The organism is Novosphingobium sp. 11B, assembly GCF_054589055.1.
Window position 1 is genome coordinate 30,046 of record NZ_BAAILP010000095.1, and the last position, 25,739, is coordinate 55,784.

Here is a 25,739-nt window from a genome sequence, read left to right on the forward strand (position 1 = left end):
CCCAGTCGCCCTCGAAGTCGCACGAACTAGCGCAATGGCTATCCTATCGTTTTGGTGAGTCACAATGCTGCGCAGGACCCGCTTAAATCGAATCCATGGCCGGGCCTGACCAACGGGCTGGATGAGCCAAGGATTGGGCCAGAGGATTAGGAGTATGATGACACCGATAGCCGATGGCCTGTTCACCGAAGAGACGCCCCCGCGTCTGATCGGCGGCAAGGACCGGGAAACCGGCCGGATCGTCTTCCCGTGCCCCGCGTCGCCGACTTTCGAGGCGGTGCCGTTGTCGAGCGAAGGCACCTTGTGGTCCTACACCGTCCAGCGCTTCCGCCCGAAGACCCCGCCTTACGCCGGGCCCGAAGCGTTCGCGCCCTGGGTCGTGGCTTATGTCGAACTGCCCGGGCAGGTGATCGTCGAGGCGCGGCTGAACGATGTCGCGTTCGAGGACGTGAAGGTTGGCATGCCGGTGCGCTTCGCGCCGTCGCCGCTGAACCCGGACCTCTTGGACAGCCCCTATATCCCCGCCTACGTACCCGCAGGAGGCGCAGCATGAGCGGCGACGTGTGCATCGTCGGCATCGGCATTCACCGCTTCGGGCGGACCGATGGCCTGTCCGGCGTCGATCAGGGCGTCTATGCCGTGCGCGAGGCGCTGGCCGATGCGGGCGTGGAGTGGCCGCAGGTTCAGTTCGCCTATGGCAGCTCGGATGCGGCGGGCAATCCGGACACGATGGTCGATCGCCTCGGCCTGACCGGGGTTCAGTTCATCAACGTGCGCAATGGCTGCGCGGCGGGCGGTTCGGCGCTGTTCTCGGCGCAGATGGCGATCAAGTCGGGCGAGTTCGACCTTGGCCTCGCGGTCGGCTTCGACAAGCACCCGCGCGGCGCCTTCAACGCGCTGCCGAGCGAATACAACCTGCCGGAATGGTATGGCGAAGTCGGCCAGATGGTCACCACGCAGTTCTTCGCCGCCAAGATCATGCGCTACATGAGCCTGTTCGGCATCTCGCAGAAGACGCTGGGCATGGTGTCGGAAAAGGCGTTTCGCAACGCTGTCCACGCGCCGCATGCCTGGCGTCGCCAGCCGGTGTCGCTGGAGGAAATCCTCGAAGCGCCGCTGGTGAGCGATCCCTATACCAAGTACATGTTCTGCTCTCCGGCAGAGGGCGGCGTGGCGCTGATCCTCGCCAGCGAGAAGAAGGCGCGCGAGTTGGGTAAGCCGCTGATCCGGCTCAAGGCTGCGACCATGCGCACCCGTCCGCCGAGCAGTTTCGAAGTCTTCGCGCCGAGCGTGGACGTGGTCGAGGATGACAGCAGCCCGCGCGGCACCGCCTCGCGCATCGCTTCGGCCGACGCCTATCGCCTCGCCGGGATCGGCCCGGGCGACATCGACGTCGCCCAGCTTCAGGACACCGAAGCGGGCGCCGAACTCATGCACATGGCCGAGAACGGCTTCTGCGCCGATGGCGAGCAGGAGCAGTGGCTGGCCGAGGGGCGCACCGAGATTGGCGGCGCGCTGCCCGTCAACACGGACGGTGGCTGCCTCGCCTGCGGCGAGCCGATCGGCGCATCGGGTCTGCGCCAGGTCTACGAAAACGTCGTGCAACTGCGGGGAGACGGCGGCGGCCGTCAGGTCCCGAATGCGCCCAAGACGGCATACAGCCATGTCTACGGCGCTCCGGGCGTCTCTGCAGTCACCATTCTGGAACGCTGATGGATATCGAACTTTCCCCTCAAGACGCTGCCTTCCGCGATGACGTCCGCGCCTTTCTGCGCGACAATCTGCCTGCCGAGGTAAAGGCTGGAGCGGCGGCGACGCCCTCGGTCTTCGTAGAGCCGGAGATCGGGCAGGCGTGGAACGCGGTGCTGAACAAGCAGGGCTGGCTGGGCTACCAGTGGCCCGCCGAACACGGCGGCACCGGCTGGACCCCGCTGCAGCGCTACCTGTTCGAGAAGGAATGCGCCGCTGCCGGCGCGCCGAACCTGACGGTGCTCGGCCTCAAGCTGCTCGCCCCGGTGATCTACAACTTCGGTACCGATGCCCAGAAGGCGCAGGTTCTGCCGCGCATCCTTTCGGGCGAGGACTACTGGTGTCAGGGCTTCTCCGAACCGGGCGCGGGTTCCGACCTCGCCAGCCTCAAGACCCGTGCCATTCGTGAGGGCGACCACTACCGCGTCAACGGATCGAAGATCTGGACCACCCACGCGCATCACGCCAACCGCATGTTCACGCTGGTACGCACCAATACTGAGGTGAAGAAGCAGGCAGGCATCTCGTTCCTGCTGATCGATCTCGACACGCCCGGCGTCTCGGTGCGCCCGATCCTGACCAATGCGGGCGACCACGAGGTCAATCAGGTCTTCCTTGAAGACGTCATGGTCCCGGCCGAAAACCTCGTCGGCGGCGAGGGCGATGGCTGGACGATCGCGAAGTTTCTGCTTGAAAATGAACGCGGTGGTTCTTGCCACGCGCCCAAGCTCGGCTACGATCTCGACCAGATCGAAGCCGCCGCGAAGGACGAGAGCGATGGGAAGGGCGGTATCCTCGCCGACCAGACCGACTGGCGCCGCCGCGTGGCCAAGGCCCGTCTCTCGGTCAACGCGCTGGAGATGATCGAACTGAAGATCATCTCGGAGATCGCCAAGGGCCGCAAGGCCGGGCCGCAGACCTCGCTGACCAAGCTGCTGGCGTCCAACCTGCGGCAGGAGATCGATCTTCTGGCTGTGGACCTCTACGGCCCCGCCGGCCTCCAGCTGGAAACCGCGCGCCCGCTCTATGGCGACAACGCGCCGGCCGCCGTCCATTCGAAGGCCGCGCAGGTCGCCTCGGCGCGCTATCTCAACAGCCGCGCGTGGACCATCTTCGGCGGCACCAACGAAGTGCAGAGCACCATCATCGCCAAGTCGGTGCTGGGGCTGTGACTTCGCAGCTTGCAGCTAACCTCGCGTGGGAATCCATGCTTCGACAAGCTCAGCATGAGCGGGGTGGGACGGGCAATCCGTTCTCCTTCCCGCTCAGGCTGAGCCTGTCGAAGCCCCCGCGTTCCCACTCAGAAATTCACACCATCAACGAGAGGAATCCCTGATGCAGCTGAACCGCGAGGCGCTGACGCGCGCCTATCGGCAGATGAAGCTGATCCGCGAATTCGAGGAACGGCTCCACGAGGAGATCCAGACCGGCGAGATCGCGGGCTTCACCCACCTCTACTGTGGCCAGGAAGCCGTCGCCGTCGGCGTGTGCGAGCACCTGACCGAGCGTGACAAGATCGTCTCGACCCACCGCGGCCATGGCCACTGTCTGGCCAAGGGTTGCGACCTTGACGGCATGATGAAGGAAATCTGGGGCAGCCAGGAAGGCCTTTGCAACGGCAAGGGCGGATCGATGCACATCGCCGACATCAACAAGGGCATGCTGGGCGCCAACGGCATCGTCGGTGCGGGCGCGCCGATCGCGGTGGGCGCGGCGATCTCCAACAAGATCGATGGTCCGGACGAAAACGGCAAGCTGGCCGTCTCGATCGCCTTCTCGGGCGACGGCGCCTGCAACCAGGGCACCACGTTCGAGGCGATGAACCTTGCGGTCGTGACCAACGCACCCGCGATCTTCGTCTTCGAGAACAACCACTATTCCGAGCACACCGGCGTCGATTACGCGGTGGGCACCACGAGGGACATCGCCAGCCGCGCCGAAGCGTTCGGCATGAAGGTGTGGCGCGGCGACGGCACCGATTTCTTCGCCGTCTACGACACCTTCCGCGAAGTGCTGGAATATGTCCGCACCCCCGGTAATGGCCCGGCCGCCGTGGAATTCGATACCGAGCGTTTCTTCGGCCACTTCGAAGGCGATCCGCAGCGCTATCGCGGCGACGGCGAACTCGATCGCCTGCGTGCCGAGCGTGATTGCCTCAAGATCTTCCGCGCCAGCGTCACCGGCGCCAAGCTGCTGGAAGACGTGGATCTCGACACGATCGACACCGAATCCCTCAAGGCCATCGAGGATGCCGTCCAGGCTTCGCGCGCCGCACCGCGCCCGCAGCCCGAGAACGTCCTCGAAAACGTCTACATCAGCTACTGACGGCAGGAGCGAGACCCATGGCAAAAATGATGTATCGCGATGCCATCCGCAACACGATCTTCCAGGAAATGCAGCGTGACGAGCGTGTCGTCGTGCTGGGCGAGGACGTCGTCGGCGGCAACGGCACGGCCGGCGGCCCCGAAGCGATCGGCGGCATCTGGTCCACCTCGACCGGCTTCTACGAGGCGTTCGGCCCCAACCGCGTGATCGACACCCCGATCAGCGAAAGCGCCATCATGGGCGCGGCGGGCGGTCTGGCCCTCGCGGGCAAGCGTCCGGTGGCGGAGATCATGTTCGCCGACTTCATCGGCGTGTGCATGGACCAACTCTGGAACCAGATCGCCAAGTTCCGCTACATGTTCGGCGGCAAGTCGGTCTGCCCGGCGGTGATCCGCATGCCGGTGGGCGCGGGCTACAACGCCGCCGCGCAGCACAGCCAGATGATCTCGCAGTTCGTCACCAACATGCCCGGCATCAAGGTGGTCATGCCCACCACCCCGGAAGATGCCTGCGGCCTGCTACGCCAGGCGATCCGCGATGACGATCCGGTGGTCTTCCTCGAACACAAGTTCCTCTACGCGATGAGCGGCGAAGTGAACGAGGATCCGGATTTCTGCATCCCCTTCGGCCACGCCCGCCTTGCCCGCGCCGGTCAGGACGTGACCATCGTCGCCAGCGGCATGATGGTGCGCTACGCCGAGACGGCAGCGGACGATCTGGCGCAGGACGGCATCGGCTGCGACGTGATCGACCTTCGCACCACCTCTCCGCTGGACGAGGAAGCGATCCTCGACTCGGTCGAAGTGACCGGCCGCCTGGTCGTGGTGGACGAGGCCCCGCCGCGCTGCTCGCTGGCCACCGACATCTCCGCGCTCGTCGCCCAGAAGGCTTTCGCCAGCCTCAAGGCGCCAATCGAGATGGTGACCCCGCCGCACACGCCGGTCCCGTTCGCCCGCGAATTGGAAAGCGCCTACCTGCCGAGCCCGGCCAAGGTCGCCGCTGCCGTGCGCAAGACGCTCGAATACCGTTGAGGGGAGCGCTGACATGAGTCGCATCCGCGCATTCACGATGCCCAAGTGGGGCATCGAAATGACCGAGGGCACGATCGCCGAATGGATGGTAAAGGAGGGTGAAACCTTCAAGCGCGGCCAGACGCTGTGCCTGATCGAAACCGCCAAGATCACCAACGAGGTCGAGGCCGAATACGAAGCCACCGTGCGCCGCATCATCGTGGGCGGCGGTGCGGGCGAGGAACCCGTCGGCGCGCTGCTGGCGGTGTTCGACGAGGGTTCGCACTCGGACGCCGAGATCGACGCCTTCGTGGCCGATTTCCAGCCTGCTGAAGGCGGCATCGCCCAAGGTGCAGGTAAGGGGGGCGCCGAGAAGACCAAGGCCCAGGAGCCCGCTCCGGCTGCCGCTGCTGCGCCGGCTCCCGAAAAGCAGCGCATCAAGATCGACACAAACCGCCCGATCAGCCCCGAGGCCCTGCGCCTCGCGGAAGAAGAGGGCGTCGATATCGCCGGTATCGAGGGTTCGGGCCGTGGCGGTCGCATCACCCATCAGGACGTGGTGAAGGCGCTTCGCGGCGAGGGGGCTCCCTCGCTCAAGGGCACGGTTCCCGTCGAGGCGGACGACCTCACGGTCCTCGCCTCGCCGCTCGCCCGCCGTATCGCCGCGCTGCACGGCCTCTCGCTGCAGGGCCTGACCGGCACCGGACCGCGCGGCCGTATCTCCAAGGCCGATGTGCTGGCGCTCGTGCCTGCGCCGAAGGCCTCGGCCAGCGGCTTCGGCACGCCCGAATTCGTGGCTGGTGAGAACCGTCCCGAAGTCGTGCAGTTCGATCGCGTCCGCAAGGTCGTCGCGCAGCGGCTCACCCAGGCGAAGCAGGAGCTTCCGCACTTCTATCTGCGCATGTCGGCAAGTGCCGATGCGCTGATTGCGATGCGCAAGACCGCGAATGTCGTGCTGGGCAGCAAGGCTTCGGTGAACGACTGGATCGTCAAGGCCTCGGCCATGGCGCTGGCGAAGCACCCGGACGTCAACGTGCAGGTCCACGGTCAGGAAATCCATCGCTTCCCGCACGCCGACGTTTCGATCGCGGTCGCCAGCCCCAAGGGCCTCGTCACCCCGGTGGTGCGTCAGGCCAACCTGATGCGGATCGACCAGATCGCGGTGGAAACCCGCCGCCTGATCGACAAGGCGCAGGCCGGCAAGCTCAGCATGGACGATATGGACGGCGGCACCTTCTCCGTCTCCAACCTCGGCATGTTCGGGATCGAGAACTTCGACGCGATCATCAACCCGCCGCAAGGCGCGATCCTCGCCGTCGGCGCGGCGCTGCGCCAGCCGGTGGAGACGGATGACGGCGATGTGACCTTCGAAACGCGCATTTCCTTCACTCTCTCGGTCGACCACCGGGCCATCGACGGCGCTGCGGGCGCGCAGTTCCTGCAGACGCTCAAGGGTCTGATCGAGGCGCCCGAGGGCCTGTTCGGCGCGTGATTGCACACTTCCCCGTCATTCCCGCGAAGGCGGGAACCCATCTCCTGAGGGTGCAGGTTGCACCGTCATCAGTTGGGTCCCCGCCTTCGCGGGGATGACGAAGTTTTGAAGGGACAGAAAATGACCGGAGAGGCCACCCAAACCGTCGTGAAGCCCGGCCCGCTCAAGCGGCTGGGCGACGTGATCCAACTCGCCTATTTCCCGACCGATTTCGATGCGACCATGAAATACTGGATCGAAACGGTCGGCGTCGGCCCGTTCTTCGTCCTCAACGACGTGCGGCTCGACGACATGAAGTACAAGGGCCAGCCCACCGACGCCACGTTCACCATGGCCATCGGCTACTGGGGGGACATCCAGATCGAGCTTATCAAGACCGATTCCGATGCCCCCTCGCTCTATTCGGGCGAGTATGCGGTGCGCGATAGCCTGCACCACGTCTGCGTCTTCGTTGAATCGATCGCCGAAGCCCGCAAGGCCTGCGCCGAAGCCGGCGCCGAGGTGATCGTGGAGGGCAAGGTCGGCGCCGATGGCGAGGTGATCTATGTCGATCCCGGTCAGGGCCCCGGCCACGTAATCGAATACCTTCAGCCGCTCACCGGCACCGAAGGTCTGTTTCAGATGATGAAGGATGCCGCCCGCGACTGGGATGGCTCCGATCCGATCCGGGTGCTGCAATAATGAGCGAGATTTCCCAATACGCCCTCGACATGGCCGACAAGGTCGAGGCTTTCGTCCGTGAAAAGGTCGTGCCTTACGAGAAGGACCCGCGCCGCGATCACCACGGCGCGCCGACCGACGAACTGCTGATGGAACTGCGCGGCCTGGCCCGCGAGGTCGGCGTGCTCACGCCGCACATCCGCGCGGATGGCTCGCACCTGACGCAGCGCGAGACGGCGGTTGTGCTCATCAAGTCGGGCCTGTCGCCGCTGGGCCCGCTGGCCTGCAACACCATGGCGCCCGACGAGGGCAACATGTACCTCATCGGCCACGTCGGCTCGCCCGAACTGAAGGAGCGTTTCCTCAAGCCGCTGGTCGAGGGCAAGGGCCGCTCCGCCTTCTTCATGACCGAGCCGGCCGAATGGGGCGGCGCCGGTTCCGATCCGTCGATGATGAAGACCACCTGCCACAAGGATGGCAACCACTGGGTCATCAACGGCCGCAAGACCTTCATCACCGGCGCGCAGGGCGCGATGGTGGGCATCGTCATGGCGGCTTCGGCGGAGGAAGACACCAAAGGCGGCGCCTGCATGTTCCTGGTGGACCTGCCCGACGATGCCATCCGCATCGACGAGGTGCCGAACACCATCGACAGCTCGATGCCGGGTGGCCACGCCACCCTGACGATCGACAACCTGCGCGTGCCGGCCGAACACATGCTGGGCGACCCGGGCGAGGGCTTCAAGTATGCCCAGATCCGCCTGTCCCCGGCGCGCCTCTCGCATTGCATGCGCTGGCTGGGCTGCTGCATCCGCGCGCACGAGATCGCCAGCGACTATGCCTGCCGCCGCATGGCGTTCGGCAAGCAGTTGATCGAGCACGAAGGCGTCGGCTTCATGCTGGCGGAGAACGAAATCCTCATCAAGCAGTCCGAACTGATGATCGACTGGTGCGCCTCGGTGCTCGACACCGGCTCGCTCGGCACGGTGGAAAGCTCGATGGCGAAGGTCTCGGTGTCCGAAGCGCTGATGAAGATCGCCGACAACTGCGTGCAGGTGATGGGCGGCACGGGCGTTACCGAACGCACCATCGTCGAGCAGGTGTTCCGCGAAGTTCGCGCGTTCCGCATCTATGACGGCCCGACCGAAGTCCACAAGTGGAGCCTCGCCAAGAAGATCCGTCGCGACTGGCGCAAGGCGCAGGAAGCGGCTGCAAAGGAAGCCGAACCCGCATGAGCGACGTCGCTGAAGCCAACTCGGGCACCACCGCCGTGCGCGAGGGCTATGCCTTCGACGAGGCGGCGTTGACCGCCTGGCTGGAAGCCAATGTCGAGGGCTTCGCCGGTCCGCTGAGCGTCGAGCAGTTCAAGGGCGGGCAGTCCAACCCCACCTACAAGCTGGTGACGCCTTCGCGCAGCTACGTCCTGCGGCGCAAGCCGCCGGGCCAGTTGCTCAAGGGCGCTCATGCGGTGGAGCGCGAGGCCAAGGTGCTTTCCGCGCTCCATGGCGCGGGCTTCCCGGTGGCGAAGGTCTATGGCCTTTGCGAAGATGATGGCGTCATCGGCACCTGGTTCTACGTGATGGAAATGGTGGAAGGCCGCATCTTCTGGGATGCGACCGTCCCCGGCGTCTCCAACGAGGAACGCGCGGCGCTGTTCGACGCGATGAACGCCACGATGGCGCAGCTGCATTCCTGCGATCCCGAAGCCATTGGCCTTGGTGATTATGGCAGGCCGGGCAATTACTTCGCCCGTCAGGTCGGCCGCTGGTCGAAGCAGTATTTCGAGGACGAGGCTGCGGGCCGCAATCCGGACATGGACGCGGTGATCGCCTGGCTCGAAGCGAACATGCCTGCGGACGACGGCGCCTCCAGCGTGATCCACGGCGATTTCCGCATCGACAACATGATCTTCCACCCCACCGAGCCGCGCGTGCTGGCGGTGCTGGACTGGGAGTTGTCGACGCTCGGCCATCCGCTGGCGGACTTCGCCTACAACGCGATGATGTACCACATGCCGCCGCACATCGTCGCGGGGCTGGGCGGCGCGGACATCGCCGCGCTGGGTATCCCGAGCGAGGAAGACTACGTCGCCGCCTATTGCCGCCGCACCGGGCGCGAGGGGCTGCCGGACTATCGCTATTACATGGCGTTCAACTTCTTCCGCCTTGCCGCGATCTTCCACGGCATCAAGGGCCGCGTGATCCGGGGCACCGCCTCCAACGCCCAGGCGAAGGAGCGGGCCGAGGCCTTCCCCGAACTGGCACGGTTGGCGCTGGGGTTCACGCGGGGCTGAAGCGGCAAAGGGCGATGCACGTCCTTCGTAACTCACTCCATCACCCTGAACTCGTTTCAGGGTCCATCTGGCCGGAAGCCGCGTGCGATAATGCAGTGAACCGTACGGGCCGATGGCGAGACCACGCTTTAGCCAAAGCTGTCCGATGGACCCTGAAACGGGTTCAGGGTGATGGGGAGTTTATGGCGAAGTCAGGTATGATCTGGCCTGTCAGTGCCCAGACGAGTGACACGTCGCCCATTTCCTTGACTTTCCCTGCCCCCGGCCCTAACTGCCAGCCTTTCCGATCCCCCAGATTCTTTACCGGGAGTGCCCATGGCGCGCGTTACTGTCGAAGATTGCGTCGACAAGATCCCCAACCGCTTCGACCTCGTCCTTCTCGCCGCGCAGCGTGCGCGTGAGATTTCGGGCGGCGCCGAACTGACCATCGATCGCGACCGCGACAAGAACCCCGTCGTCGCCCTGCGCGAAATCGCCGAGGAAACCGTGGTTCCCAAGAACCTCAAGGAAACGCTGGTCACTTCGATGCAGCGCGTCCTGCCCGATGACGACGACGAGATGGATGACGTCGGCTCGCTCAGCCAGTCGGCCGAGGCGCTGCGTATTACCGCGTCGGCTCCGACCCGCAACACGTCGCTGGGCGGCGATTACGACGGCTGATCGTAACCATTGACTGCCGCCCGTACTTGACTGTGAGGGGGCGGCAGGCAACGATGCGGGCGTGTCCGCGAAATCGAAATTGCCACGTATCATCGGATTGACCGGGGGACCGCCCAGGAGGGCTGGTCCCCTTCGCGCGTCCGAGGCTCGCTCGAATGCGGTCGGCGAGCGCAAGAGCGCCACGATCGCCATCTACAGCGTCAAGGGCGGGGTCGGGAAAACGACTTTCTCCGCCAACCTCGCGTGGTGTTCGGCGGTGCAGAGCGGACACGGGACCTTGCTGTGGGATCTCGATGCCGCAGGCGGATCGGCGTTTCTCTACGGCCTTGAGCCGCAGGATACGCGGCTGGCCGAAGAGGTGTTCGCACGCGAACGCCCCGCCACGCGGCTGATCCAGCATACGGCTTTCGAGGGGCTGGACGTGCTCCCGGCGGATGAATCGATCCGTGCGCTCGACGCGCAACTGGTGAAGATCGGCAAGCGCAAACGGCTGGCGAAGCTGACCGAGGAGCTTTCGGCCGACTATCCGCGGATCATCCTCGATTGCCCGCCGGTGATGAACGAGCTTTCGGCGCAAGTCGTGCGTGCAGCGGACCTCGTTATCGTGCCGCTGCCGCCGTCGCCGCTCTCTTCGCGCGCCTTCGATCTGGTGGTTCGGGAGATTGCCGGGAATACTAAGCGGCACCCACCGATCCTGCCGGTTCTGTCGATGCTCGACATGCGCCGCGCCTTGCACAGACAGGCGTATGAGACGAGCCCGAACTGGCCCGCCATCCCTTACGCCAGCGCTGTCGAACAATGCGCCGTCCACCGCCAGCCGGTAGGCGCACTGGCGCCGCAAAGCGCGGCCACGCAGGCTTTTTCCCGTCTCTGGGCAGCGATCGAGAAGAAACTGGACCAGCGCGGCTGAGGGGGCCTCACGTCTGCATTGCGCGAATTCCGATCGCGGCTTAGGTTTTGCGCCGTCAAACGGGGGCGAACATGAACGGGATCAGCGAAGCACTGGCGGAGCTTGGGCAGGGCACCGCCCTCGCATCGGCGGTGGAGCCGGAGGCTGTGCAGGGCCAGGGCGAAAGGCATGACGGCCACACGCACGAAGCGGATTGCCTGAATTGCCGGACCCATCTGGTCGGTTCGCATTGCCATGCCTGTGGTCAGGCGGCGCACGTCCATCGTACGCTGGGCGCGTTCTTCCACGATCTGCTGCACGGGGTTTTCCATTTCGAGGGGAAAATCTGGCGCACTCTGCCGCTCCTGGCCTGGCGGCCGGGACGGCTGACCCGCGAATATATCGAGGGGCGCCGCGCCAGCTATGTGTCACCGATCGCGCTGTTCCTGTTTTGCGTCTTCCTCATGTTCGCGGTCTTCCACGCGACCGAAGGGCATGAGGAGCCCGTAGCGCAGACCGCCGATTCCCAGGGTGTCGGAGACAGCATCAAGCGGCTCGAAGGCGAGATCGCCGGTGTCGAGGGCAAGAAAAAGGCCGCCGCCGCGAAAGGTCAACCGACGGCGCAATTCGAATACCAGTTGAAGGGGCAGCGCACGGCGCTCGACACCTTGCGTGATATCGAGGCGGAGGGCGTGGACCGGAAGGTGGATCCGACCCGCAAGGTCAGCGACATCCCCGCGCTCGACAAGGCGATCAAGAAGTTCCGCTCCAATCCTGATCTGGCGAGCTACAAGCTCCAGACTTACGCCTACAAATACAGCTGGGCGCTGATCCCGATCTCGGTGCCGTTCCTGTGGCTGCTGTTTCCGTTCAGCCGACGCTTCCACCTTTACGATCACACGGTCTTCGTGACGTATTCGCTGTGTTTCATGACGCTGCTGGCGATCGTCGGCATGATTGCCGGGGCGATAGGCGTGGGCGGTCTGGTCGCGGTGCTGGTCCTGACTCCGCCGCTGCATATGTATCGGCAGTTGCGCGGGGCCTATGCCGTCGGCCGGGTCGGTGCCTTGTGGCGTACGGCGGTACTGCTCATCTTCGCCGCCATGGCGCTCGGGGTGTTCTTTACCCTGCTGATGGCACAGACGAGCATGTAGGCCACGACAGGCCGGGCCTCAGTCGATGATCTTGACCGCAAGGCACGGTTGGAATCTGCCGGCTTCGGGCTCTTCGCGATGCCACACGTCGATGACTTCGTAGTAGTGGAAGTATCCGTCCGCATCCCTGGCGATGGATTCGCCGACGCGGGGCAGGAAATCGAACCCTCCGGTGAAGAGCAATTGGTCGCCTTCGCCGTCATATATCTCGACCTGGGCCATCGCTCCCTCGCGGTTCATGATTATCCGGCGTTACAATACCGCACTTGCGGCGGAGTGGGAACCTGATCGAACCGGAACACACCTTCATCCGGCCGCGACAAAGGAAAGGGGCGTCAGACTCGCATCTGACGCCCCTCCTGCATTCTCCTTTGGGGAGAACCCTATCTTTTCCGCTCAGGCGCCCTGCGGCGCCGTCCCGGTGAATCGGCGGCCGGCCTTGGGGATGGCAGAGCCCGAGAGCGGACGCGCCGCCGAGGGGCCGCGCGGCTCCGAGGGGCGGTCGATCTGGCCGCCTTCGAGAAGCTGCTTGATCTCGTCGCCGGAGAGCGTTTCGTATTCCAGCATGGCCTGGGCCAAGGTTTCCAGCGCCACGTTCTGATCCTTGAGGATCTGCGTCGCACGGGCATGGGCATTATCGACCAGAGCGCGGATTTCGCTGTCGATCAGCTGGTTGGTCTCGCTGGAGCCCATGGTGCGCTGGGTGCCGCCCATTCCGAGGTAGCCTTCCTGGCTGTCCTCGTACTGGATCGGCCCGAGCTTGTCCGACATGCCCCATTTGGTGACCATCGAGCGCGCCAGACTAGTGGCATACTGGATGTCCGAGGAGGCGCCCGATGAGACCTTGTCGTAGCCGAAGATCAGTTCCTCCGCCACGCGGCCGCCCATCGCCACCGACAGGTTCGCGAGCATCTTGTCGCGGTGGTACGAGTAGCTGTCCCGCTCCGGCAAGCGCATGACCATGCCCAGCGCGCGGCCGCGTGGGATGATCGTCGCCTTGTGGATCGGGTCCGAAGCCGCTTCGTTCAGCGAGACGATGGCATGGCCTGCCTCATGGTAGGCGGTCATCTTCTTCTCGTCCTCGGTCATGACCATGGAGCGGCGTTCCGCGCCCATCATGACCTTGTCCTTGGCGTCCTCGAACTCCTGCATGGCGACGAGGCGCTTGTTGCGGCGCGCGGCGAGCAGGGCAGCCTCGTTGACGAGGTTGGCGAGGTCAGCGCCGGAGAAGCCCGGAGTGCCGCGCGCGATCACGCGCGGGTTCACGTCGGGGGCGAGCGGCACCTTCTTCATGTGCACGGCGAGGATTTTCTCGCGGCCCTCGATGTCGGGCACAGGAACCACGACCTGGCGGTCGAAGCGGCCCGGGCGCAGCAGCGCGGGGTCGAGCACGTCGGGGCGGTTGGTCGCCGCGATGATGATGATGCCTTCGTTCGCCTCGAAGCCGTCCATCTCCACCAGCAGCTGGTTCAGCGTCTGCTCGCGCTCGTCGTTCGAGTTGCCGAGGCCGTGGCCACGGTGGCGGCCGACAGCGTCGATTTCGTCGATGAAGACGATACAGGGCGCGTTCTTCTTCGCCTGTTCGAACATGTCGCGCACGCGGCTGGCGCCGACGCCGACGAACATCTCAACGAAGTCGGAGCCCGAGATCGTGAAGAACGGCACGCCCGCCTCACCGGCGATGGCGCGGGCGAGCAGGGTCTTGCCGGTGCCGGGCGAACCGACCAGCAGCGCACCCTTGGGAATCTGGCCGCCGAGCTTGGAGAAGCGGGTGGGATCGCGCAGGAACTCGACGATCTCCTCCAGTTCCTCACGCGCTTCGTCGATGCCGGCGACGTCGTCGAAGGTAACGCGGCCGGAGCGTTCGGTCAGCATCTTGGCCTTGGACTTGCCGAAGCCCATCGCGCCCGACCCGCCGCCCTTCTGGACCTGGCGCAGCGCGAAGAAGGCGATACCGACGATCAGCAGGAACGGCAGGGTCTGCGCGAGAATGTAGAGCAGCAGGCTGCCCTGTTCGGCTTCCTTGCCCGAATACTTGACGTCGTTGCGCTGGAGCAGGTCGGTCAGGGTCTGGTCGTTGGGAACGGGGACGGTCGAGAAACTGTCTCCATTCTTGAGCTTTCCGTCGATCCGGTCTTCGGAAATCTCGACCGAGGCGACGCTGCCTTCGGCGACCTTGCTGCGGAAGTCGGAGTAGGGAATCGCCGGGCCGGTGGTGGCGCGCGATCCGAACATCGAGACCACCATAAGGAGCGCGAGGAAGATGCCGCCCCATACGAGCAGGCTCTTGACCCATGGGTTGCCGTTGGGCTGGTCGTCGTTCATTTTGCGGGAATCCGTCCTTTCGCGCTCCAATGTAGGCGCATGGCGCTGAATCACAAGTTAGCGCGGGCAGGAGTAGCGTCGTTTCGGCGCGATATCCGCGGCGATGAGCGTCCGGCGGTGTCTCAGGTGTTCACCGCGAGGCGGGAAAGCGGCAGTTCCAGCGTCATACGGGTGCCGCGCTCCCCGTTCTCCAGAGCAATCTGCCCTTCCAACTGCTGACTGAGAATGCGGGATATGCGTAAGCCGATCGACTGTGCCGAGACGGGGTCGAAACCCGGCGGCAAGCCGCATCCGTCATCCTCGACCCGCAGCAGCACATCGTCCTGGCGGCGCTCCAGGCGCACGGTGATGACGCCGCATGCGTCATCGGGAAAGCCGTGTTCGAGGGCATTGGCGATAGCCTCCGTCACGATCAGCGCGACCGGTACGGCGCTGTCGGGGCGCAGGGTGACGCCTTCCTGCGCTTCGACCTCGCAGGTGATCCCGGTCCGTGCACTCGACGCCATGGTCTTGGCGCACACTTCGCCGAGGAAGCGGTCGAGCGGGACGAGGCGGCCGTCATGATGGTAGAGCTGGCGCTGGATATTGCCGATGACCTGAAGCCGTGCAGCCGCATCCGACAGTGCGCGGCGCGCGATAGGCTCGGTAAGGGTGCGCATCTGCAGGGACAGCACGGCCCCCACCATCTGCAGGTTGTTGCCGACGCGGTGCTGCATCTCCTGGAACAGCAGTTCGGCGCGCTCGGCCAGCTGGCGGCGTTCCTCGGCGAGGGCGCGCACTTCCTCGCGGGCGCAGTGGAGGCGGTGGTTGGCAGCCTGCATGAAGTGGACGAGGGCGATATCGACCACCACGACGCCGGTGTAGAACAGCATCGCGGTCAATGTGCCGTGGTCAAAGGCGAAGGCCATCCGCGGCGGGATGAAGACGTACCAGGCGAACAGCCCGCACAGGATCGCGGCAAGGACGCCCGGGCGCGGTCCGAACAGGAACGAGCTGAGGATGACGGCCGGAAAGAAGGTCAGGAACGGGTAGCCCGGCGGGAATGCGGCATCGAGCACCCAGCGCAGCCAGAAGGCGAACAAGCAGAGCGCAGCGGTGGTGACGTAACGTACCAGAGGCCGGTCGGGAAGGAAGGGCAGGCGTTCGGTGAATCGGCTCGGACTGTTCAACGCGGACCTCAATCACCTTTGCGCGATCCATTCGCATGACTGGTATCGCATGGGTGAGACGCGCGAAAGGGAGGGCAGTTCCGATGTTGGGGAAAGGCGTCAGCGGCGGACGAGCTGGTAGTCGCCTGCGTCGTCGATCTGCGCCGCTCAACCGGGATAGACGACGATCGTGGTCTCCTCGATGATGGCAGGCCCGGCGATCGCCATGCCGGGCAGGAGATCGCGTCCGAAGTGGATCGGCATTTGCGCAACGCCCCGGCCGAGGTTGGCGCGGCGATGGCGGGAAGTGCGAGGGGCCACACCGCCGCGCGAACGGGTGGCTGCCGCCCGCAAAGCCTTCCACGGTAGACAGGATGCCCGGCATGACGAGGGCATCGGTGACGGTCGGCTCCGTGCCGCCGCGCCCGTAGCAGATGGTCCGGACTCCGAGCCGGCCGAGCGCGGGCCGACCTGCAGCGTGCCGGAGTTGACGTGGCAGATCGAGCCGCCGCCTGCACCCAGCGTCTCCACTTTCACCATGGGCACGCCGATCAGGTAGCGGTGGTGCATGCCCGTCAGCACCCTGCCGTACTTGGCGCGCGCCGCTTCGAGGTTGACGTATTCGTCGAGGACGTCCTTCTTCACGGCCTTGGGATCGCGCTGCAGCGCCGGGCCGAAGCCGCCGCCGCACAGGCCGCTCATGGGGTGCTCGACCGAGACCATCCCCGCCATTGCCGAAGTGTGCCTGAGCAACTGCTTGACGTTGAGCGACCCCGGCGTCCGGCCATTTAGCCACTTCCTCGCGCACGCGCCGCTCGGTCTGGGCGATGGACTGGTTGATCGCCGCGCGGGCGACCTGTGACCCCCCACCGGGCCACGAGCGCGTTAAGCATCCCCACCGCGTGCCGGACCCCGCGGATCATCGCCGCGAGGTCTCCGGCCAAGCTCGGGAAGCGGTTGTTGCGTACCACGGTATCGAACACGTCGCGGCGCAGGCTGCCCCGGTGGACCAGTTTGAGGCAGGGATAGATCACGCCTTCACGAACAGGTCGGCGGCGTCGAGCGAGAACCCGCCGGGGTTCTTGTCGCCGGCATCACCCTGGTGCGCTTGCGGGGTCTGGATGCAGACGAGTTCGCCGTTCCCGTCGTAGACCGGTCCATAGACGCATTAGTCCGTCAGGTGGCCACCGCCATGGTCGGGGTCGTTGGCGAGGAACACGTCGCCCGCCCCCAGTCGTAGCGCTCCCGGTTCATCAGGACCCAGCGCGTCTCCATCTGGTTCACGAAAGTGAGGTGCGGCGTGCCTACGGCCCCCATCGCGAGTTGGCCTTGCGCATCGACGATCGCGGCATTGCGCTCGTTCGACTGGTGATGATCGGCGAGCTTGCCGCCCGGCCAGCCTGCGGTTCAGCTCATAGGACATGCCTGCCTCTTCCTCCTCCCTGACGGGCCCGGGATACGTGCGGGCGCGATTGTCTTCTCGACAAAGCGCGCCGGGCGGCGTGCATTTTACGAAAGGCGGCGCTATCGGCCGGGCCTGCCAGTGTATCGGAGCCTATCCCGCGATGAAGACGAGACCCCGCATCCATCCCGTCTACGCCGAAATGGGCACGACGGTGTTCGAGCGAATGTCCGCGCTCGCCCGCGAGACCGGCGCGATCAATCTCGGGCAGGGCTTCCCCGATGGCCCACCACCTGCGCCCCTGCTGGAAGCGGCGGCGCGGGCGCTACATGAACAGTCGAACCAGTACCCGCCGGGTGTCGGGCTTCCCGCGCTGCGCGAGGCCGTCTGCGCCCACTATGCGCGCACGCAGGGGCTGGCACTCGCGCCCTCGGAGGTCGTCGTCACGTCCGGCGCCACCGAGGCCATCGCCGCCGCAGTGCTGGCGCTGGTGTCGGAGGGCGACGAGGTGATCCTGTTTCAGCCTGCTTACGACGCCTATGCGCCGATGGTGCGGCGGGCTGGAGGCGTACCCGTCTCGGTCCTGCTGCAACCGCCGCATTTCCGTTACGATGCGGCGGCGCTGGAGGTGGCGGTGACGCCCCGGACGCGCGCGATCATGCTCAACGATCCGCTCAATCCCGCTGGCACCGTGGCGAGCGTCGATGAGCTTGCGATGATCGCGCGGTTCTGCACCAGGCACGATCTTGTCGCGATCTGCGACGAGGTGTGGGAGCAGGTGCGCTTCGACGGCGCGGCGCATCGCTCGCTGATGGCCTGCGAAGGCATGGCGGAGCGGGTCGTGAAGATCGGCTCGGCGGGTAAGATCTTCGGCCTTACCGGCTGGAAGATCGGCTGGATGGCCGCGAAGGGAGACCTCGGTTCTGCGCTCGCGCGGGTGCACCAGTTCCTCACGTTCACGACGGCGGTTCCACTGCAATGGGCCGTCGCCGAAGGACTGGAGCGGGCGGACATTCTCGATGGATTGCACGCCGACTGGGCGGCTTCCCGTGCCCGGCTCAAGGCGGGGTTGGAGGCGGCGGGGCTAACCGTCCTGCCTAACGCGGCGACGTGGTTCCTGTGCATCGACCTCGCCGCATCCGGCATCGCTCTGACCGACCGCGAATTCAGCGAGCGGGCGCTGCGCGAGGCGGGCGTGGCTACGGTTCCGGTCAGCGCCTTGTATGAGAGCGGCCAGAACGGGCAAGGCGCGCCGAGCCATATCGTGCGCCTGTGCTTCACCAAGCCCGACGACGTGCTCGACGAGGCGCTGGAGCGGATCTCCGCATGGGTGCGCGGCCTGTGAGCGTCCTGCGCTGGCGTCCGATGCGCGCCGAAGACATCGACGGCGTCGTGGACGTGGCGCGCACGGCGTTCCCCGACCATTTCGAGGCGCGGGCGTGTTTCGCCGAGCGGTTCGCGCTGTTCGCGCCGGGCTGCTTCGTGCTGGCGGATCCGGTGACGGCAGGCGTGAAAGGTTACCTCGTCGCTTATCCGTGGCCGCTTGGGGCCATCCCTCCACTCGACAGTCTGCTCGGCACGTTGCCGGACGAGCGCGAGGCGTTCTACCTTCATGATCTTGCCCTGCATCCGGACGCGCGCGGACTGGGACATGCAGGTCCCGCAGTACGGCGGCTTTTCGCGGACCTGCGCGCGCTTGGCGGGCAGGAGGTTGCGCTGGTTTCGGTCAACGACACCCTGGCGTTCTGGCGGGGTCAGGGCTTTGCGGCGGTCGCTGCGGACGAAGCCCTGCGACGCAAGCTCGCCAGCTACGGGCCGGACGCGCGGTACATGCGCCGCGCGATCTGAAAGCCCGTCTCCGTCTGCCGGAGAGCGATGAAATCAGGGGCTTGACGCCATGCTGCGCTGCGGCATTCTTCGTCCTTTCCAGACACCGGTGGGGGCCAGATGGATCACGCACAGACGCAGGCAGCCGGGGGCACGGGACGAGATGATACCCTCTGGAACGCGGACCTTGCGCCCACTGACGCAACGCAGCGAAACTGGCGCTGGTGGCACTTCGCGGCGCTGTGGGTGGGCATGGTGGTCGCCGTTCCGACGTGGATGCTTGCCGCCGGTCTGATCGAGCAGGGCATGTCGGCGACGCAGGCGGCGCTGACGGTGGTGCTGGGCAATGTCGTGATCCTCGTGCCGATGCTGCTGATCGGGCATTCCGGAACGCGCTACGGCGTGCCTTTCGCGGTACTGGTGCGGGCCTCCTTCGGCACCGTGGGCGCGCGGTTGCCTGCGCTCGCCCGCGCGCTTGTCGCTTGTGGATGGTACGGTATCCAGACGTGGATCGGCGGAGAGGCCCTGCTGACCCTGCTCGGCATTTTCCTCGGGGCGGACCTTCGAGGCCCGCCGCTGCCGTTCTTCGGGATCGGGCTGGGCCAGCTGCTGGCCTTCATGGCGTTCTGGCTGGTGCAACTGCTGTTCGTGCGCAAGGGCCTGCTGACGATCCGGCGGCTGGAGACCTGGACCGCGCCGCTCAAGATCGTGGCGTGCGTGGCGCTGCTGTGGTGGGCGATCGATGCGGCCGGCGGGATCGGCCCGATCTTCTCGGCGCCGTCCGCCTTCGGGCCGGGCGGAGCGAAGGAAGGGCAGTTCTGGGCGGTCTGGCTTCCGTCGATGACCGCCATGGTCGGGTTCTGGGGCACGCTGGCGCTCAACATTCCGGACTTCACTCGCTTTGCGAAGACCCAGCGAGACCAGATGATCGGCCAGACGCTCGGCCTGCCGCCGACGATGGGACTGATCGCGCTGATCAGTGTGATGACCACTTCGGCGACCGTGGTGATCTACGGTCATGCGATCTGGGACCCGGTAGCGCTGGCGGGCACGCTGTCGGGGCCGTTCGTGCTGCTGGGGCTGATCGTGATCGCGGTCGATACGGTGTCGTGCAACATCGCGGCGAACCTGGTGTGCTCGGCCTATGACTTCGCCTCGCTGAGCCCTTCGCGCATTTCCTACCGCACCGGCGCGTTGATCACGGCGGTGATCGGCCTCGTCATCATGCCGTGGAAGCTGATGGCCAGTACCGATGGCTACATCTTCACGTGGCTGACCGGCTACGGCGCGCTGCTCGGGCCGATCACCGGCATCCTGATCGCCGACTACTGGCTGGTGCGCGAGACGAAGCTGGACGTCGAGGGCCTCTACAGCGAGACCGGCCCTTACGTGTACGGCAATGGCTGGAACCCGCGCGCGCTGATCGCGCTGGCGCTGGGTATCGCGCCGAATGTGCCGGGCTTCCTCAAGGTTTCGGCGCCGGGCCTGTTCGGCGGATTCGGAGAGGTGTGGTCGGTGATCTACACTTACGCATGGTTCGTTGGCGTGGGCGTGGCGCTGGCGTCCTATGCGCTGATGATGCGCGGACGCGGCGCGCCTTTGATGCTGGAGCCGCAGACGGCCTGATATTTCAGGCGTTCAGGCCGCCGTTTACGCTCAGAACCTGCCCGGTGATCCGCCGCGCCCCGTCACCGCACAGGAACAGCGCCAGGGGAGCGATGTCCTCGGCGGTGGGGAGGCCGAGGCCCGCCCGCTGCGCTGCGCTGGCCATGCGTTCGGAACCCATGCGCTGCGCGCTCTCGCTGCCTTCGACATAGCTCGGCGAGATGACGTGAGCGCGGATACCGTCGCGCGCGGCCTCGACGGCGAAGTTGCGGATGAAACCTATGGTCCCGGCCCGTGCTGCGCCGATCAGCGTCTGGCGCGGCGCCGCATAGATACCCGCATCCGAAACGAAGGCGATCAGCGTTCCGCCCTGCTGCGCCAGAAGTTCGTAGGCGGCATGGGCCAGCCGCTCGATCCAGCCGACCGAGACCTTGAGGAAATCGCCGAATACTCCCGGCGAAGTGCCGGGAAACAGGCCGGTTATGCCCTGGGGGCCGGTCGCGGTGCAGTCGATCACCGCGTCGATGCGGCCGTATTGCTCGGCCACTTCGGCAACGAGGACTTCGGCGGCGTCCTCCGCCCATATGTCGGCAACGAAGCCGTCTATCGTACCGAAGTCGGAGAGATCGACCACCATGTCCTGCAGCTTCTCGGGACTGCGGCCGTGAAGCGCGACTTTCCAGCCCTGATCCAGAGCCAGGCGGGCAATGGCGCTGCCGATGGAGCCGGAGCCACCGGCGATGAGGAGAACGCGGGTCTCGGTCATGCGCTCTCGTTCTGACATCCTCCCCGTTGCATCGCAATGGGGAGGGGGACCGCCGCGAAGCGGGGGTGGAGGGGGAAAGCACTACCCCCTCCGTCGGCGCTTCGCGCTGCCACCTCCCCATCGCCGCGCGACAGGGAGGATTTGCGCGGTCAGTCGCTTTCGAATGCGGCGCGCATGTCGTCGGGGGCGAGGTCGGAGAACTTGGTGATGCGCGCCTCGAAGCGCAGGCGGACCTTGCCGGTGGCGCCGTGGCGCTGCTTGGCGATGATCAGTTCGGAGAGGCCGGTGACCTCCTCCATCTTGGCGCGCCAGGTCTCCCACTTGTCCTTGACATCGACGCCGTCGGTGTCGCTGGGGAACTTGGGCTCGGTTGCCTTCACGTAGTAGTCTTCGCGGTAGACGAACCAGACCATGTCGGCGTCCTGCTCGATCGAGCCCGATTCGCGAAGGTCGGACAGCATCGGGCGTTTGTCGTCGCGCTGTTCCACCGCACGGGAGAGCTGCGAGAGCGCGATCACCGGAACGCCCAGTTCCTTGGCCAGCGTCTTGAGGCCGCGCGAAATCTCGGAAATCTCGTTCACGCGGTTGTCGTTGGCGCGGCCCGACCCGGACAGCAGCTGCAGGTAGTCGATGATGACGAGGCCGATGTTGTGGCGGCGCTTGAGGCGGCGGGCGCGGGTGCGCAGGCCGGCGATCGTCAGGCCGGGGCTGTCGTCGATGTAGAGCGGCAGTTCGGCAAGGCGCTGGCTGGCGAAGGACAGCGACTGGAAGTCCTCACGGCTGATCTTGCCCATGCGCAGCGCTTCGGAGCTGATGTTGGACTGCTCGGCCAGAATACGTGTCGCTAGCTGGTCGGCGCTCATTTCGAGGCTGAAGAAAGCCACCGGCGCGCCCACCGACTTCTCGTGTGGCATGCCGTCGCGCACGGTGTCGTCGACGTAGCGCTGCGCGGTGTTGAAGGCGATATTGGTGACCAGCGAGGTCTTCCCCATGCCGGGACGCCCGGCAAGGATGATAAGGTCGGAATCGTGAAGGCCACCGATCTTCTGGTTGACCGAGGTGAGGCCGGTGGTCTTGCCCGAGATGTGGCCGCCCGAATTGAACGCCTTTTCGATCGCCTGGATCGCGACGCGGGTGGCGGAGCCGAAGCTCTTGGCCTCGTTCTGCGTCGCGGCGCCTTCGGCCACTTTGTAGAGCGCGGCTTCGGCGTGCTCGATCTGCTCCATCGGCTCGACCGATTCGGAGGTATCCATCGCGCTCTCGACCAGATTGCGGCCGACCGAGATCAGTTCGCGCAGCAGGGCAAGGTCGTAGATCTGCTCGGCCAGCTCACGCGGGGCGAGCAGGCCCTGGCCGTCTGCCGTAAGCCGGGCGAGATAGGCGACGCCGCCCAGCGCCTTCAGCGATTCGTCGGCCTCGAAATAGGGGCGCAGGGTGACCGGCGTGACCACCGCCTTGCGGTCTAGCAGCTGCAGGATGCGCTCGTAGAGGCGGCCGTGGACGGGCTCGAAGAAATGGAGCGGGGTGAGCGGGGTCTGCAGTTCCTCGATCACGCGGTTGTCGATGAGGACCGCGCCGAGGAACGCGGCTTCCGCCTCGACGTTCGCGGGCAGGGTTCGGACTTCCGCACCATCGGTACGGGCAAGGGCAACAGGCTGGACCATAAGCGCCGGACAATGCTCCGGCAGCGCTGCGCGAACAAGTCAGGCGGGGAGGGATATTAATCCACAAGCTGTGGATGTGTGTGGGCTGTGCGCGGCGCTGCCCACCCCGCTGCGACTAGGGCCTGCGGCCCAAGTCTCGCTCCCCTCCCGCAAGCGGGAGGGGTTGGGGGTGGGTTTTCCCCTTCGCACTCAATCCAAAGCCCACTTGCCCGCCCATGCCGCAACCGCGTAAAGGGCGTGCCGTAATGGCCGACCCGCGTATCTCCCACATCGAACTCGACGATGCGACCATCCTGTGGCGCAATGCCGATATCGAGCAGGAACGGCGCATCGCCATCTTCGATCTCATAGAAGACAATGTCTTCAAGCCCTTGCGCTCGTCAGAGGCGGGGCACGAGGGGCCGTATCGCCTGCGGCTTTCGGTACAGGACGGGCGCTTGTCGCTGGAAATCACCGCCGATAACGGAGCGGCGCTGGAGACGCTCGTGCTCGGCCTCGCCCGATTCCGGCGGCCGATCCGCGAGTATTTCGCGATCTGCGAGAGCTATTACCAGGCGATTCGCAAGGCGACCGCGCAGGAGATCGAAACCATCGACATGGCCCGCCGCGCGATCCACAACGAGGCATCGGAACTGCTGCTCGAACGCCTGCAGGGCAAGGTCGAGACCGACCACCCCACGGCACGGCGGCTGTTCACGCTGATCTGCGTCCTGCATATCCGCGGCTGAAGGGGACATCGTGGCACGCAAGACAAGGACCGCTTCGGGCGGCAGGGGGCTGTTGTGGCGCGCACTGGGCGCCCTCGCGCTCGTGGCGATCGTCGCCGGGGCATGGGGCTGGTGGCACTTGCGTCACTGGACGCCGGAGCGCGCCGTCTACCCGCTACAAGGCGTCGAGATCGGCGTCGATGACGGCGAGGTCAGTTGGAAGTCGCTAAAGGCCATCGGCGCCGACTTCGCCTATATCGACGCGAGCGCCAGCGCTTTCGCGCGCGATCCGGCCTTCGTGGACAACTTCGAGGCGGCCAAGGCGGCGGGCATGCAGGTGGGGGCGCTCCACCGCTACGATCCATGCCAGCCTGCGGGAACGCAAGCGGCGAACTTCGTCACCACCGTCCCGCGCGACGCCAAGTTGCTGCCGCCCGCCGTCGAACTCGACATGCTGGCCGACGACTGCCCGGTGAAAGTCTCCGACGCGCGGGTCGAGAGCGAGCTGATGACCTTCCTCAATCAGGTCGAAACTCACGCGGGCAAGCCGGTGATCCTCAAGGTCACGCCGGCCTTCCAATCGCGCTACACCATCGCCCACAAGCTCGACCGTAACCTGTGGCTGGTGCAGGATCGCTTCGAGCCGGGCTATGCGGGCCGGCCCTGGACGATGTGGACGGCGAACCATTCGCTCGCCAACGAGGTTGCGCAAGGGGGGCTGCGCTGGGTAGTCGTGCTGCCATGACTACCGACATGAACGACGACACCCGCGACACCCTTATGGCGGCCGCCCGCAAGGCCGCTGCCGGAGCTTATGCGCCTTATTCCAACTTTCATGTCGGGGCAGCGCTGCTGCTGGCCGACGGCACCTTGGTGACCGGCGCCAACGTGGAGAACGCGAGCTATGGCCTGTCGCTCTGCGCGGAGACGGTCGCGATCGCCGGGATTCTGGCGACGGGCGACCGGCCGCAGCTGCAGGCCCTGGCCGTCACCGGCGGCGCGCCAGGCGCGGCCGGGCAGGGGCCTCAGGTGACGCCGTGCGGGCGCTGCCGCCAGATCATCAACGAGATCGCGCAGCTTGGCGGCACTGACCCCGTGGTCTGGTGCGACGGCGCCGAAGGCGTGCTGGAAACCCGGCTCTCCGAACTGCTGCCTTACGCCTTCGGACCTGCGAACCTGGGCTGAACACCCGGTCCCACACGGCGACGGGCAGGCACCATCCGTCGCATGTCCTATTGTCTACCTTTCAAGTTGAGATAGTCTCCAGGCCAGTCGGGACACATAGAGTCGACCGGCGGAAGCTCGATCAACTGGAGATTCCCATGGCAACGCTTCGCAATTTACCTGAACGCGAGACGCCGCTCATCCTGCTGGTGCCCGGCACGCCGCTTACCCCCAAACACTGGATGAGCCGCTGGGCACAGTGGAGCGAGCACTGCCGCGTGGTGGAACTCGGCCTTTGGGATGAGCCGCACCGCAATACCTGGGTGAACAAGCTGAACCTCGCGATCCGCCGTGCCGATCGGCCGGTGGTGATCGTGACCGACGACATCGCCGCGCTGGCACTTGCCTGGTGGGTGGAGTTCGAGGTGGCCGGGGCAGAAAGCCCCGTAATCGGCGCGCTGATCGTCGATGCGCCCAACGTGGACCTTCCGGGCGCCGACCCGCGCCTGGCCGCCTTCGGTGCCTGCCCGCGCCAGCCGCTGCCGTTCACCTCGTTCCTCGTCGCCGATCTCGACGGTTCTGCACAGCGCTCGATGCTGCGGCTGGCAAATGACTGGGGGGCTTGCCCGATCGCCGACGAGCCGCGCGGCGACTGGGGCGAGGGCTGGGTACTGCTCCAGTCCATCGTCGGTGCGCTGGGCGTGGAACTCGCCGAGCCGCACTGGGCAAGCGGCACGGTTCGCGAGGAGCGCCGGCGAACGGCGTTCTAGGATGTCTTCGTGCCGGACTTGCTCCGGGACTAGTGGCTGTCTTTAGGACCTGCCATCGGCGGGGGCTTCGACAAGCTCAGCCTGAGCGGCATCGAGATATTCTCTCAAATCCGCTCAGGCTGAGCTTGT

At 65.8% G+C, this 25,739-nt stretch carries 27 protein-coding genes; 19 read left to right on the plus strand and 8 right to left on the minus strand.

Annotated features, from left to right (window positions below; translation table 11 throughout):
• Window positions 1-157 precede the first annotated feature (157 nt).
• The 12 genes from ACYPYD_RS08655 (at window position 158) to ACYPYD_RS08710 (ending at window position 12,232) form a co-directional block, all read left to right on the plus strand.
• Window positions 158-553: a Zn-ribbon domain-containing OB-fold protein gene (locus ACYPYD_RS08655; protein ID WP_459662833.1), complete on the plus strand. Its 396-nt coding sequence runs from the start codon at window positions 158-160 to the stop codon at window positions 551-553.
• Window positions 550-1,713 (plus strand): thiolase family protein, encoded by a 1,164-nt coding sequence (locus tag ACYPYD_RS08660; protein WP_459662822.1) that lies wholly within the window; start codon window positions 550-552, stop codon window positions 1,711-1,713. Before ACYPYD_RS08655 ends, ACYPYD_RS08660 begins: the two co-directional genes overlap by 4 nt.
• Entirely contained in the window at window positions 1,713-2,921 is a 1,209-nt protein-coding gene (locus ACYPYD_RS08665; protein WP_459662823.1) for an acyl-CoA dehydrogenase family protein, read from the plus strand. Before ACYPYD_RS08660 ends, ACYPYD_RS08665 begins: the two co-directional genes overlap by 1 nt.
• Window positions 2,922-3,084: 163 nt before the next feature.
• Window positions 3,085-4,074 (plus strand): thiamine pyrophosphate-dependent dehydrogenase E1 component subunit alpha, encoded by a 990-nt coding sequence (locus ACYPYD_RS08670; protein ID WP_069707440.1) that lies wholly within the window; start codon window positions 3,085-3,087, stop codon window positions 4,072-4,074.
• Window positions 4,075-4,091: 17 nt separating this feature from the next.
• Entirely contained in the window at window positions 4,092-5,105 is a 1,014-nt protein-coding gene (locus tag ACYPYD_RS08675) for an alpha-ketoacid dehydrogenase subunit beta (RefSeq protein WP_008829538.1), read from the plus strand.
• Window positions 5,106-5,118: 13 nt separating this feature from the next.
• On the plus strand, window positions 5,119-6,576 hold the full coding sequence (locus ACYPYD_RS08680; RefSeq protein ID WP_459662824.1) for a 2-oxo acid dehydrogenase subunit E2: 1,458 nt from the start codon (window positions 5,119-5,121) through the stop codon (window positions 6,574-6,576).
• A gap of 120 nt (window positions 6,577-6,696) precedes the next feature.
• Window positions 6,697-7,257, plus strand: coding sequence for a VOC family protein (locus ACYPYD_RS08685; RefSeq protein ID WP_008829536.1), 561 nt, complete (start codon window positions 6,697-6,699; stop codon window positions 7,255-7,257).
• Window positions 7,257-8,471 carry an acyl-CoA dehydrogenase family protein gene (locus tag ACYPYD_RS08690; RefSeq protein WP_459662825.1) on the plus strand — a complete coding sequence of 405 codons (1,215 nt, stop codon included), beginning with the start codon at window positions 7,257-7,259 and terminating at the stop codon, window positions 8,469-8,471. The genes ACYPYD_RS08685 and ACYPYD_RS08690 overlap by 1 nt, the downstream gene beginning before the upstream one ends.
• Window positions 8,468-9,529, plus strand: coding sequence for a phosphotransferase (locus ACYPYD_RS08695; protein ID WP_459662826.1), 1,062 nt, complete (start codon window positions 8,468-8,470; stop codon window positions 9,527-9,529). The genes ACYPYD_RS08690 and ACYPYD_RS08695 overlap by 4 nt, the downstream gene beginning before the upstream one ends.
• Before the next feature lie 315 nt (window positions 9,530-9,844).
• Window positions 9,845-10,189: a DNA-directed RNA polymerase subunit omega gene (gene rpoZ, locus ACYPYD_RS08700; protein ID WP_008829533.1), complete on the plus strand. Its 345-nt coding sequence runs from the start codon at window positions 9,845-9,847 to the stop codon at window positions 10,187-10,189.
• 97 nt (window positions 10,190-10,286) lie between these two features.
• Window positions 10,287-11,099, plus strand: coding sequence for a ParA family protein (locus ACYPYD_RS08705; RefSeq protein ID WP_248005806.1), 813 nt, complete (start codon window positions 10,287-10,289; stop codon window positions 11,097-11,099).
• A gap of 71 nt (window positions 11,100-11,170) precedes the next feature.
• Window positions 11,171-12,232, plus strand: a complete 1,062-nt coding sequence (locus ACYPYD_RS08710) for a DUF3667 domain-containing protein (RefSeq protein WP_459662827.1) — start codon at window positions 11,171-11,173, stop codon at window positions 12,230-12,232.
• 18 nt (window positions 12,233-12,250) lie between these two features.
• On the opposite strand, the gene ACYPYD_RS08715 is transcribed toward ACYPYD_RS08710, so the two are convergent.
• From ACYPYD_RS08715 to ACYPYD_RS08740, 6 genes are all read right to left on the minus strand, one after another.
• Window positions 12,251-12,472 carry a hypothetical protein gene (locus tag ACYPYD_RS08715; RefSeq protein WP_231958117.1) on the minus strand — a complete coding sequence of 74 codons (222 nt, stop codon included), beginning with the start codon at window positions 12,470-12,472 and terminating at the stop codon, window positions 12,251-12,253.
• Window positions 12,473-12,628: 156 nt separating this feature from the next.
• Window positions 12,629-14,557 carry an ATP-dependent zinc metalloprotease FtsH gene (ftsH, locus tag ACYPYD_RS08720; RefSeq protein ID WP_008829529.1) on the minus strand — a complete coding sequence of 643 codons (1,929 nt, stop codon included), beginning with the start codon at window positions 14,555-14,557 and terminating at the stop codon, window positions 12,629-12,631.
• 122 nt (window positions 14,558-14,679) lie between these two features.
• Window positions 14,680-15,726, minus strand: coding sequence for a sensor histidine kinase (locus ACYPYD_RS08725; RefSeq protein WP_008829528.1), 1,047 nt, complete (start codon window positions 15,724-15,726; stop codon window positions 14,680-14,682).
• 147 nt (window positions 15,727-15,873) lie between these two features.
• The gene (locus ACYPYD_RS08730) at window positions 15,874-16,407 is read right to left on the minus strand and encodes a hydantoinase/oxoprolinase family protein (protein ID WP_459662828.1); all 534 of its coding nucleotides are present in this window, start codon (window positions 16,405-16,407) and stop codon (window positions 15,874-15,876) included.
• Between the two features lie 86 nt (window positions 16,408-16,493).
• Window positions 16,494-16,739 (minus strand): hydantoinase B/oxoprolinase family protein, encoded by a 246-nt coding sequence (locus ACYPYD_RS08735; RefSeq protein ID WP_231958118.1) that lies wholly within the window; start codon window positions 16,737-16,739, stop codon window positions 16,494-16,496.
• 142 nt (window positions 16,740-16,881) lie between these two features.
• Window positions 16,882-17,022 carry a hypothetical protein gene (locus ACYPYD_RS08740; protein ID WP_236727264.1) on the minus strand — a complete coding sequence of 47 codons (141 nt, stop codon included), beginning with the start codon at window positions 17,020-17,022 and terminating at the stop codon, window positions 16,882-16,884.
• Window positions 17,023-17,270: 248 nt separating this feature from the next.
• Here ACYPYD_RS08740 and ACYPYD_RS08745 point away from each other — a divergent pair, with 248 nt between their 5' ends.
• The 3 genes from ACYPYD_RS08745 (at window position 17,271) to ACYPYD_RS08755 (ending at window position 20,560) form a co-directional block, all read left to right on the plus strand.
• On the plus strand, window positions 17,271-18,452 hold the full coding sequence (locus ACYPYD_RS08745; RefSeq protein WP_459662829.1) for an aminotransferase: 1,182 nt from the start codon (window positions 17,271-17,273) through the stop codon (window positions 18,450-18,452).
• Entirely contained in the window at window positions 18,434-18,955 is a 522-nt protein-coding gene (locus ACYPYD_RS08750) for a GNAT family N-acetyltransferase (RefSeq protein ID WP_459662830.1), read from the plus strand. Before ACYPYD_RS08745 ends, ACYPYD_RS08750 begins: the two co-directional genes overlap by 19 nt.
• Before the next feature lie 99 nt (window positions 18,956-19,054).
• Window positions 19,055-20,560 (plus strand): NCS1 family nucleobase:cation symporter-1, encoded by a 1,506-nt coding sequence (locus tag ACYPYD_RS08755; protein WP_459662831.1) that lies wholly within the window; start codon window positions 19,055-19,057, stop codon window positions 20,558-20,560.
• A gap of 4 nt (window positions 20,561-20,564) precedes the next feature.
• Here the strand turns inward: ACYPYD_RS08755 and ACYPYD_RS08760 are convergent, their stop codons facing one another.
• A complete protein-coding gene (locus ACYPYD_RS08760) occupies window positions 20,565-21,305 on the minus strand; it encodes an SDR family NAD(P)-dependent oxidoreductase (RefSeq protein ID WP_459662832.1) in 741 nt (246 codons plus the stop codon).
• Window positions 21,306-21,454: 149 nt separating this feature from the next.
• Window positions 21,455-22,969: a replicative DNA helicase gene (locus ACYPYD_RS08765; protein WP_008832094.1), complete on the minus strand. Its 1,515-nt coding sequence runs from the start codon at window positions 22,967-22,969 to the stop codon at window positions 21,455-21,457.
• A 245-nt stretch (window positions 22,970-23,214) separates the two neighbouring features.
• On the opposite strand from ACYPYD_RS08765, the gene ACYPYD_RS08770 reads away from it, so the two are divergent.
• From ACYPYD_RS08770 to ACYPYD_RS08785, 4 genes are all read left to right on the plus strand, one after another.
• Entirely contained in the window at window positions 23,215-23,697 is a 483-nt protein-coding gene (locus ACYPYD_RS08770; protein ID WP_008829108.1) for a UPF0262 family protein, read from the plus strand.
• A gap of 7 nt (window positions 23,698-23,704) precedes the next feature.
• Window positions 23,705-24,421, plus strand: coding sequence for a glycoside hydrolase family 25 protein (locus ACYPYD_RS08775; RefSeq protein WP_069707451.1), 717 nt, complete (start codon window positions 23,705-23,707; stop codon window positions 24,419-24,421).
• A gap of 8 nt (window positions 24,422-24,429) precedes the next feature.
• A complete protein-coding gene (locus tag ACYPYD_RS08780) occupies window positions 24,430-24,861 on the plus strand; it encodes a cytidine deaminase (protein WP_069709103.1) in 432 nt (143 codons plus the stop codon).
• Between the two features lie 137 nt (window positions 24,862-24,998).
• Window positions 24,999-25,610 carry an RBBP9/YdeN family alpha/beta hydrolase gene (locus tag ACYPYD_RS08785; RefSeq protein WP_069707452.1) on the plus strand — a complete coding sequence of 204 codons (612 nt, stop codon included), beginning with the start codon at window positions 24,999-25,001 and terminating at the stop codon, window positions 25,608-25,610.
• Window positions 25,611-25,739 lie beyond the last annotated feature (129 nt).

Excerpts from the sequence above, each read along its gene's own strand:
- ACYPYD_RS08655 (WP_459662833.1), top strand. The coding sequence starts at position 158 with ATGACACCGATAGCCGATGGCCTGTTCACCGAAGAGACGCCCCCGCGT.
- ACYPYD_RS08660 (WP_459662822.1), top strand. The coding sequence starts at position 550 with ATGAGCGGCGACGTGTGCATCGTCGGCATCGGCATTCACCGCTTCGGG.
- ACYPYD_RS08665 (WP_459662823.1), top strand. The coding sequence starts at position 1,713 with ATGGATATCGAACTTTCCCCTCAAGACGCTGCCTTCCGCGATGACGTC.
- ACYPYD_RS08670 (WP_069707440.1), top strand. The coding sequence starts at position 3,085 with ATGCAGCTGAACCGCGAGGCGCTGACGCGCGCCTATCGGCAGATGAAG.
- ACYPYD_RS08675 (WP_008829538.1), top strand. The coding sequence starts at position 4,092 with ATGGCAAAAATGATGTATCGCGATGCCATCCGCAACACGATCTTCCAG.
- ACYPYD_RS08680 (WP_459662824.1), top strand. The coding sequence starts at position 5,119 with ATGAGTCGCATCCGCGCATTCACGATGCCCAAGTGGGGCATCGAAATG.
- ACYPYD_RS08685 (WP_008829536.1), top strand. The coding sequence starts at position 6,697 with ATGACCGGAGAGGCCACCCAAACCGTCGTGAAGCCCGGCCCGCTCAAG.
- ACYPYD_RS08690 (WP_459662825.1), top strand. The coding sequence starts at position 7,257 with ATGAGCGAGATTTCCCAATACGCCCTCGACATGGCCGACAAGGTCGAG.
- ACYPYD_RS08695 (WP_459662826.1), top strand. The coding sequence starts at position 8,468 with ATGAGCGACGTCGCTGAAGCCAACTCGGGCACCACCGCCGTGCGCGAG.
- rpoZ (WP_008829533.1), top strand. The coding sequence starts at position 9,845 with ATGGCGCGCGTTACTGTCGAAGATTGCGTCGACAAGATCCCCAACCGC.
- ACYPYD_RS08710 (WP_459662827.1), top strand. The coding sequence starts at position 11,171 with ATGAACGGGATCAGCGAAGCACTGGCGGAGCTTGGGCAGGGCACCGCC.
- ACYPYD_RS08715 (WP_231958117.1), bottom strand. The coding sequence starts at position 12,472 with ATGAACCGCGAGGGAGCGATGGCCCAGGTCGAGATATATGACGGCGAA.
- ftsH (WP_008829529.1), bottom strand. The coding sequence starts at position 14,557 with ATGAACGACGACCAGCCCAACGGCAACCCATGGGTCAAGAGCCTGCTC.
- ACYPYD_RS08730 (WP_459662828.1), bottom strand. The coding sequence starts at position 16,407 with ATGAGCGGCCTGTGCGGCGGCGGCTTCGGCCCGGCGCTGCAGCGCGAT.
- ACYPYD_RS08740 (WP_236727264.1), bottom strand. The coding sequence starts at position 17,022 with ATGGGGGCCGTAGGCACGCCGCACCTCACTTTCGTGAACCAGATGGAG.
- ACYPYD_RS08745 (WP_459662829.1), top strand. The coding sequence starts at position 17,271 with ATGAAGACGAGACCCCGCATCCATCCCGTCTACGCCGAAATGGGCACG.
- ACYPYD_RS08750 (WP_459662830.1), top strand. The coding sequence starts at position 18,434 with ATGGGTGCGCGGCCTGTGAGCGTCCTGCGCTGGCGTCCGATGCGCGCC.
- ACYPYD_RS08755 (WP_459662831.1), top strand. The coding sequence starts at position 19,055 with ATGGATCACGCACAGACGCAGGCAGCCGGGGGCACGGGACGAGATGAT.
- ACYPYD_RS08760 (WP_459662832.1), bottom strand. The coding sequence starts at position 21,305 with ATGACCGAGACCCGCGTTCTCCTCATCGCCGGTGGCTCCGGCTCCATC.
- ACYPYD_RS08765 (WP_008832094.1), bottom strand. The coding sequence starts at position 22,969 with ATGGTCCAGCCTGTTGCCCTTGCCCGTACCGATGGTGCGGAAGTCCGA.
- ACYPYD_RS08770 (WP_008829108.1), top strand. The coding sequence starts at position 23,215 with ATGGCCGACCCGCGTATCTCCCACATCGAACTCGACGATGCGACCATC.
- ACYPYD_RS08780 (WP_069709103.1), top strand. The coding sequence starts at position 24,430 with ATGAACGACGACACCCGCGACACCCTTATGGCGGCCGCCCGCAAGGCC.
- ACYPYD_RS08785 (WP_069707452.1), top strand. The coding sequence starts at position 24,999 with ATGGCAACGCTTCGCAATTTACCTGAACGCGAGACGCCGCTCATCCTG.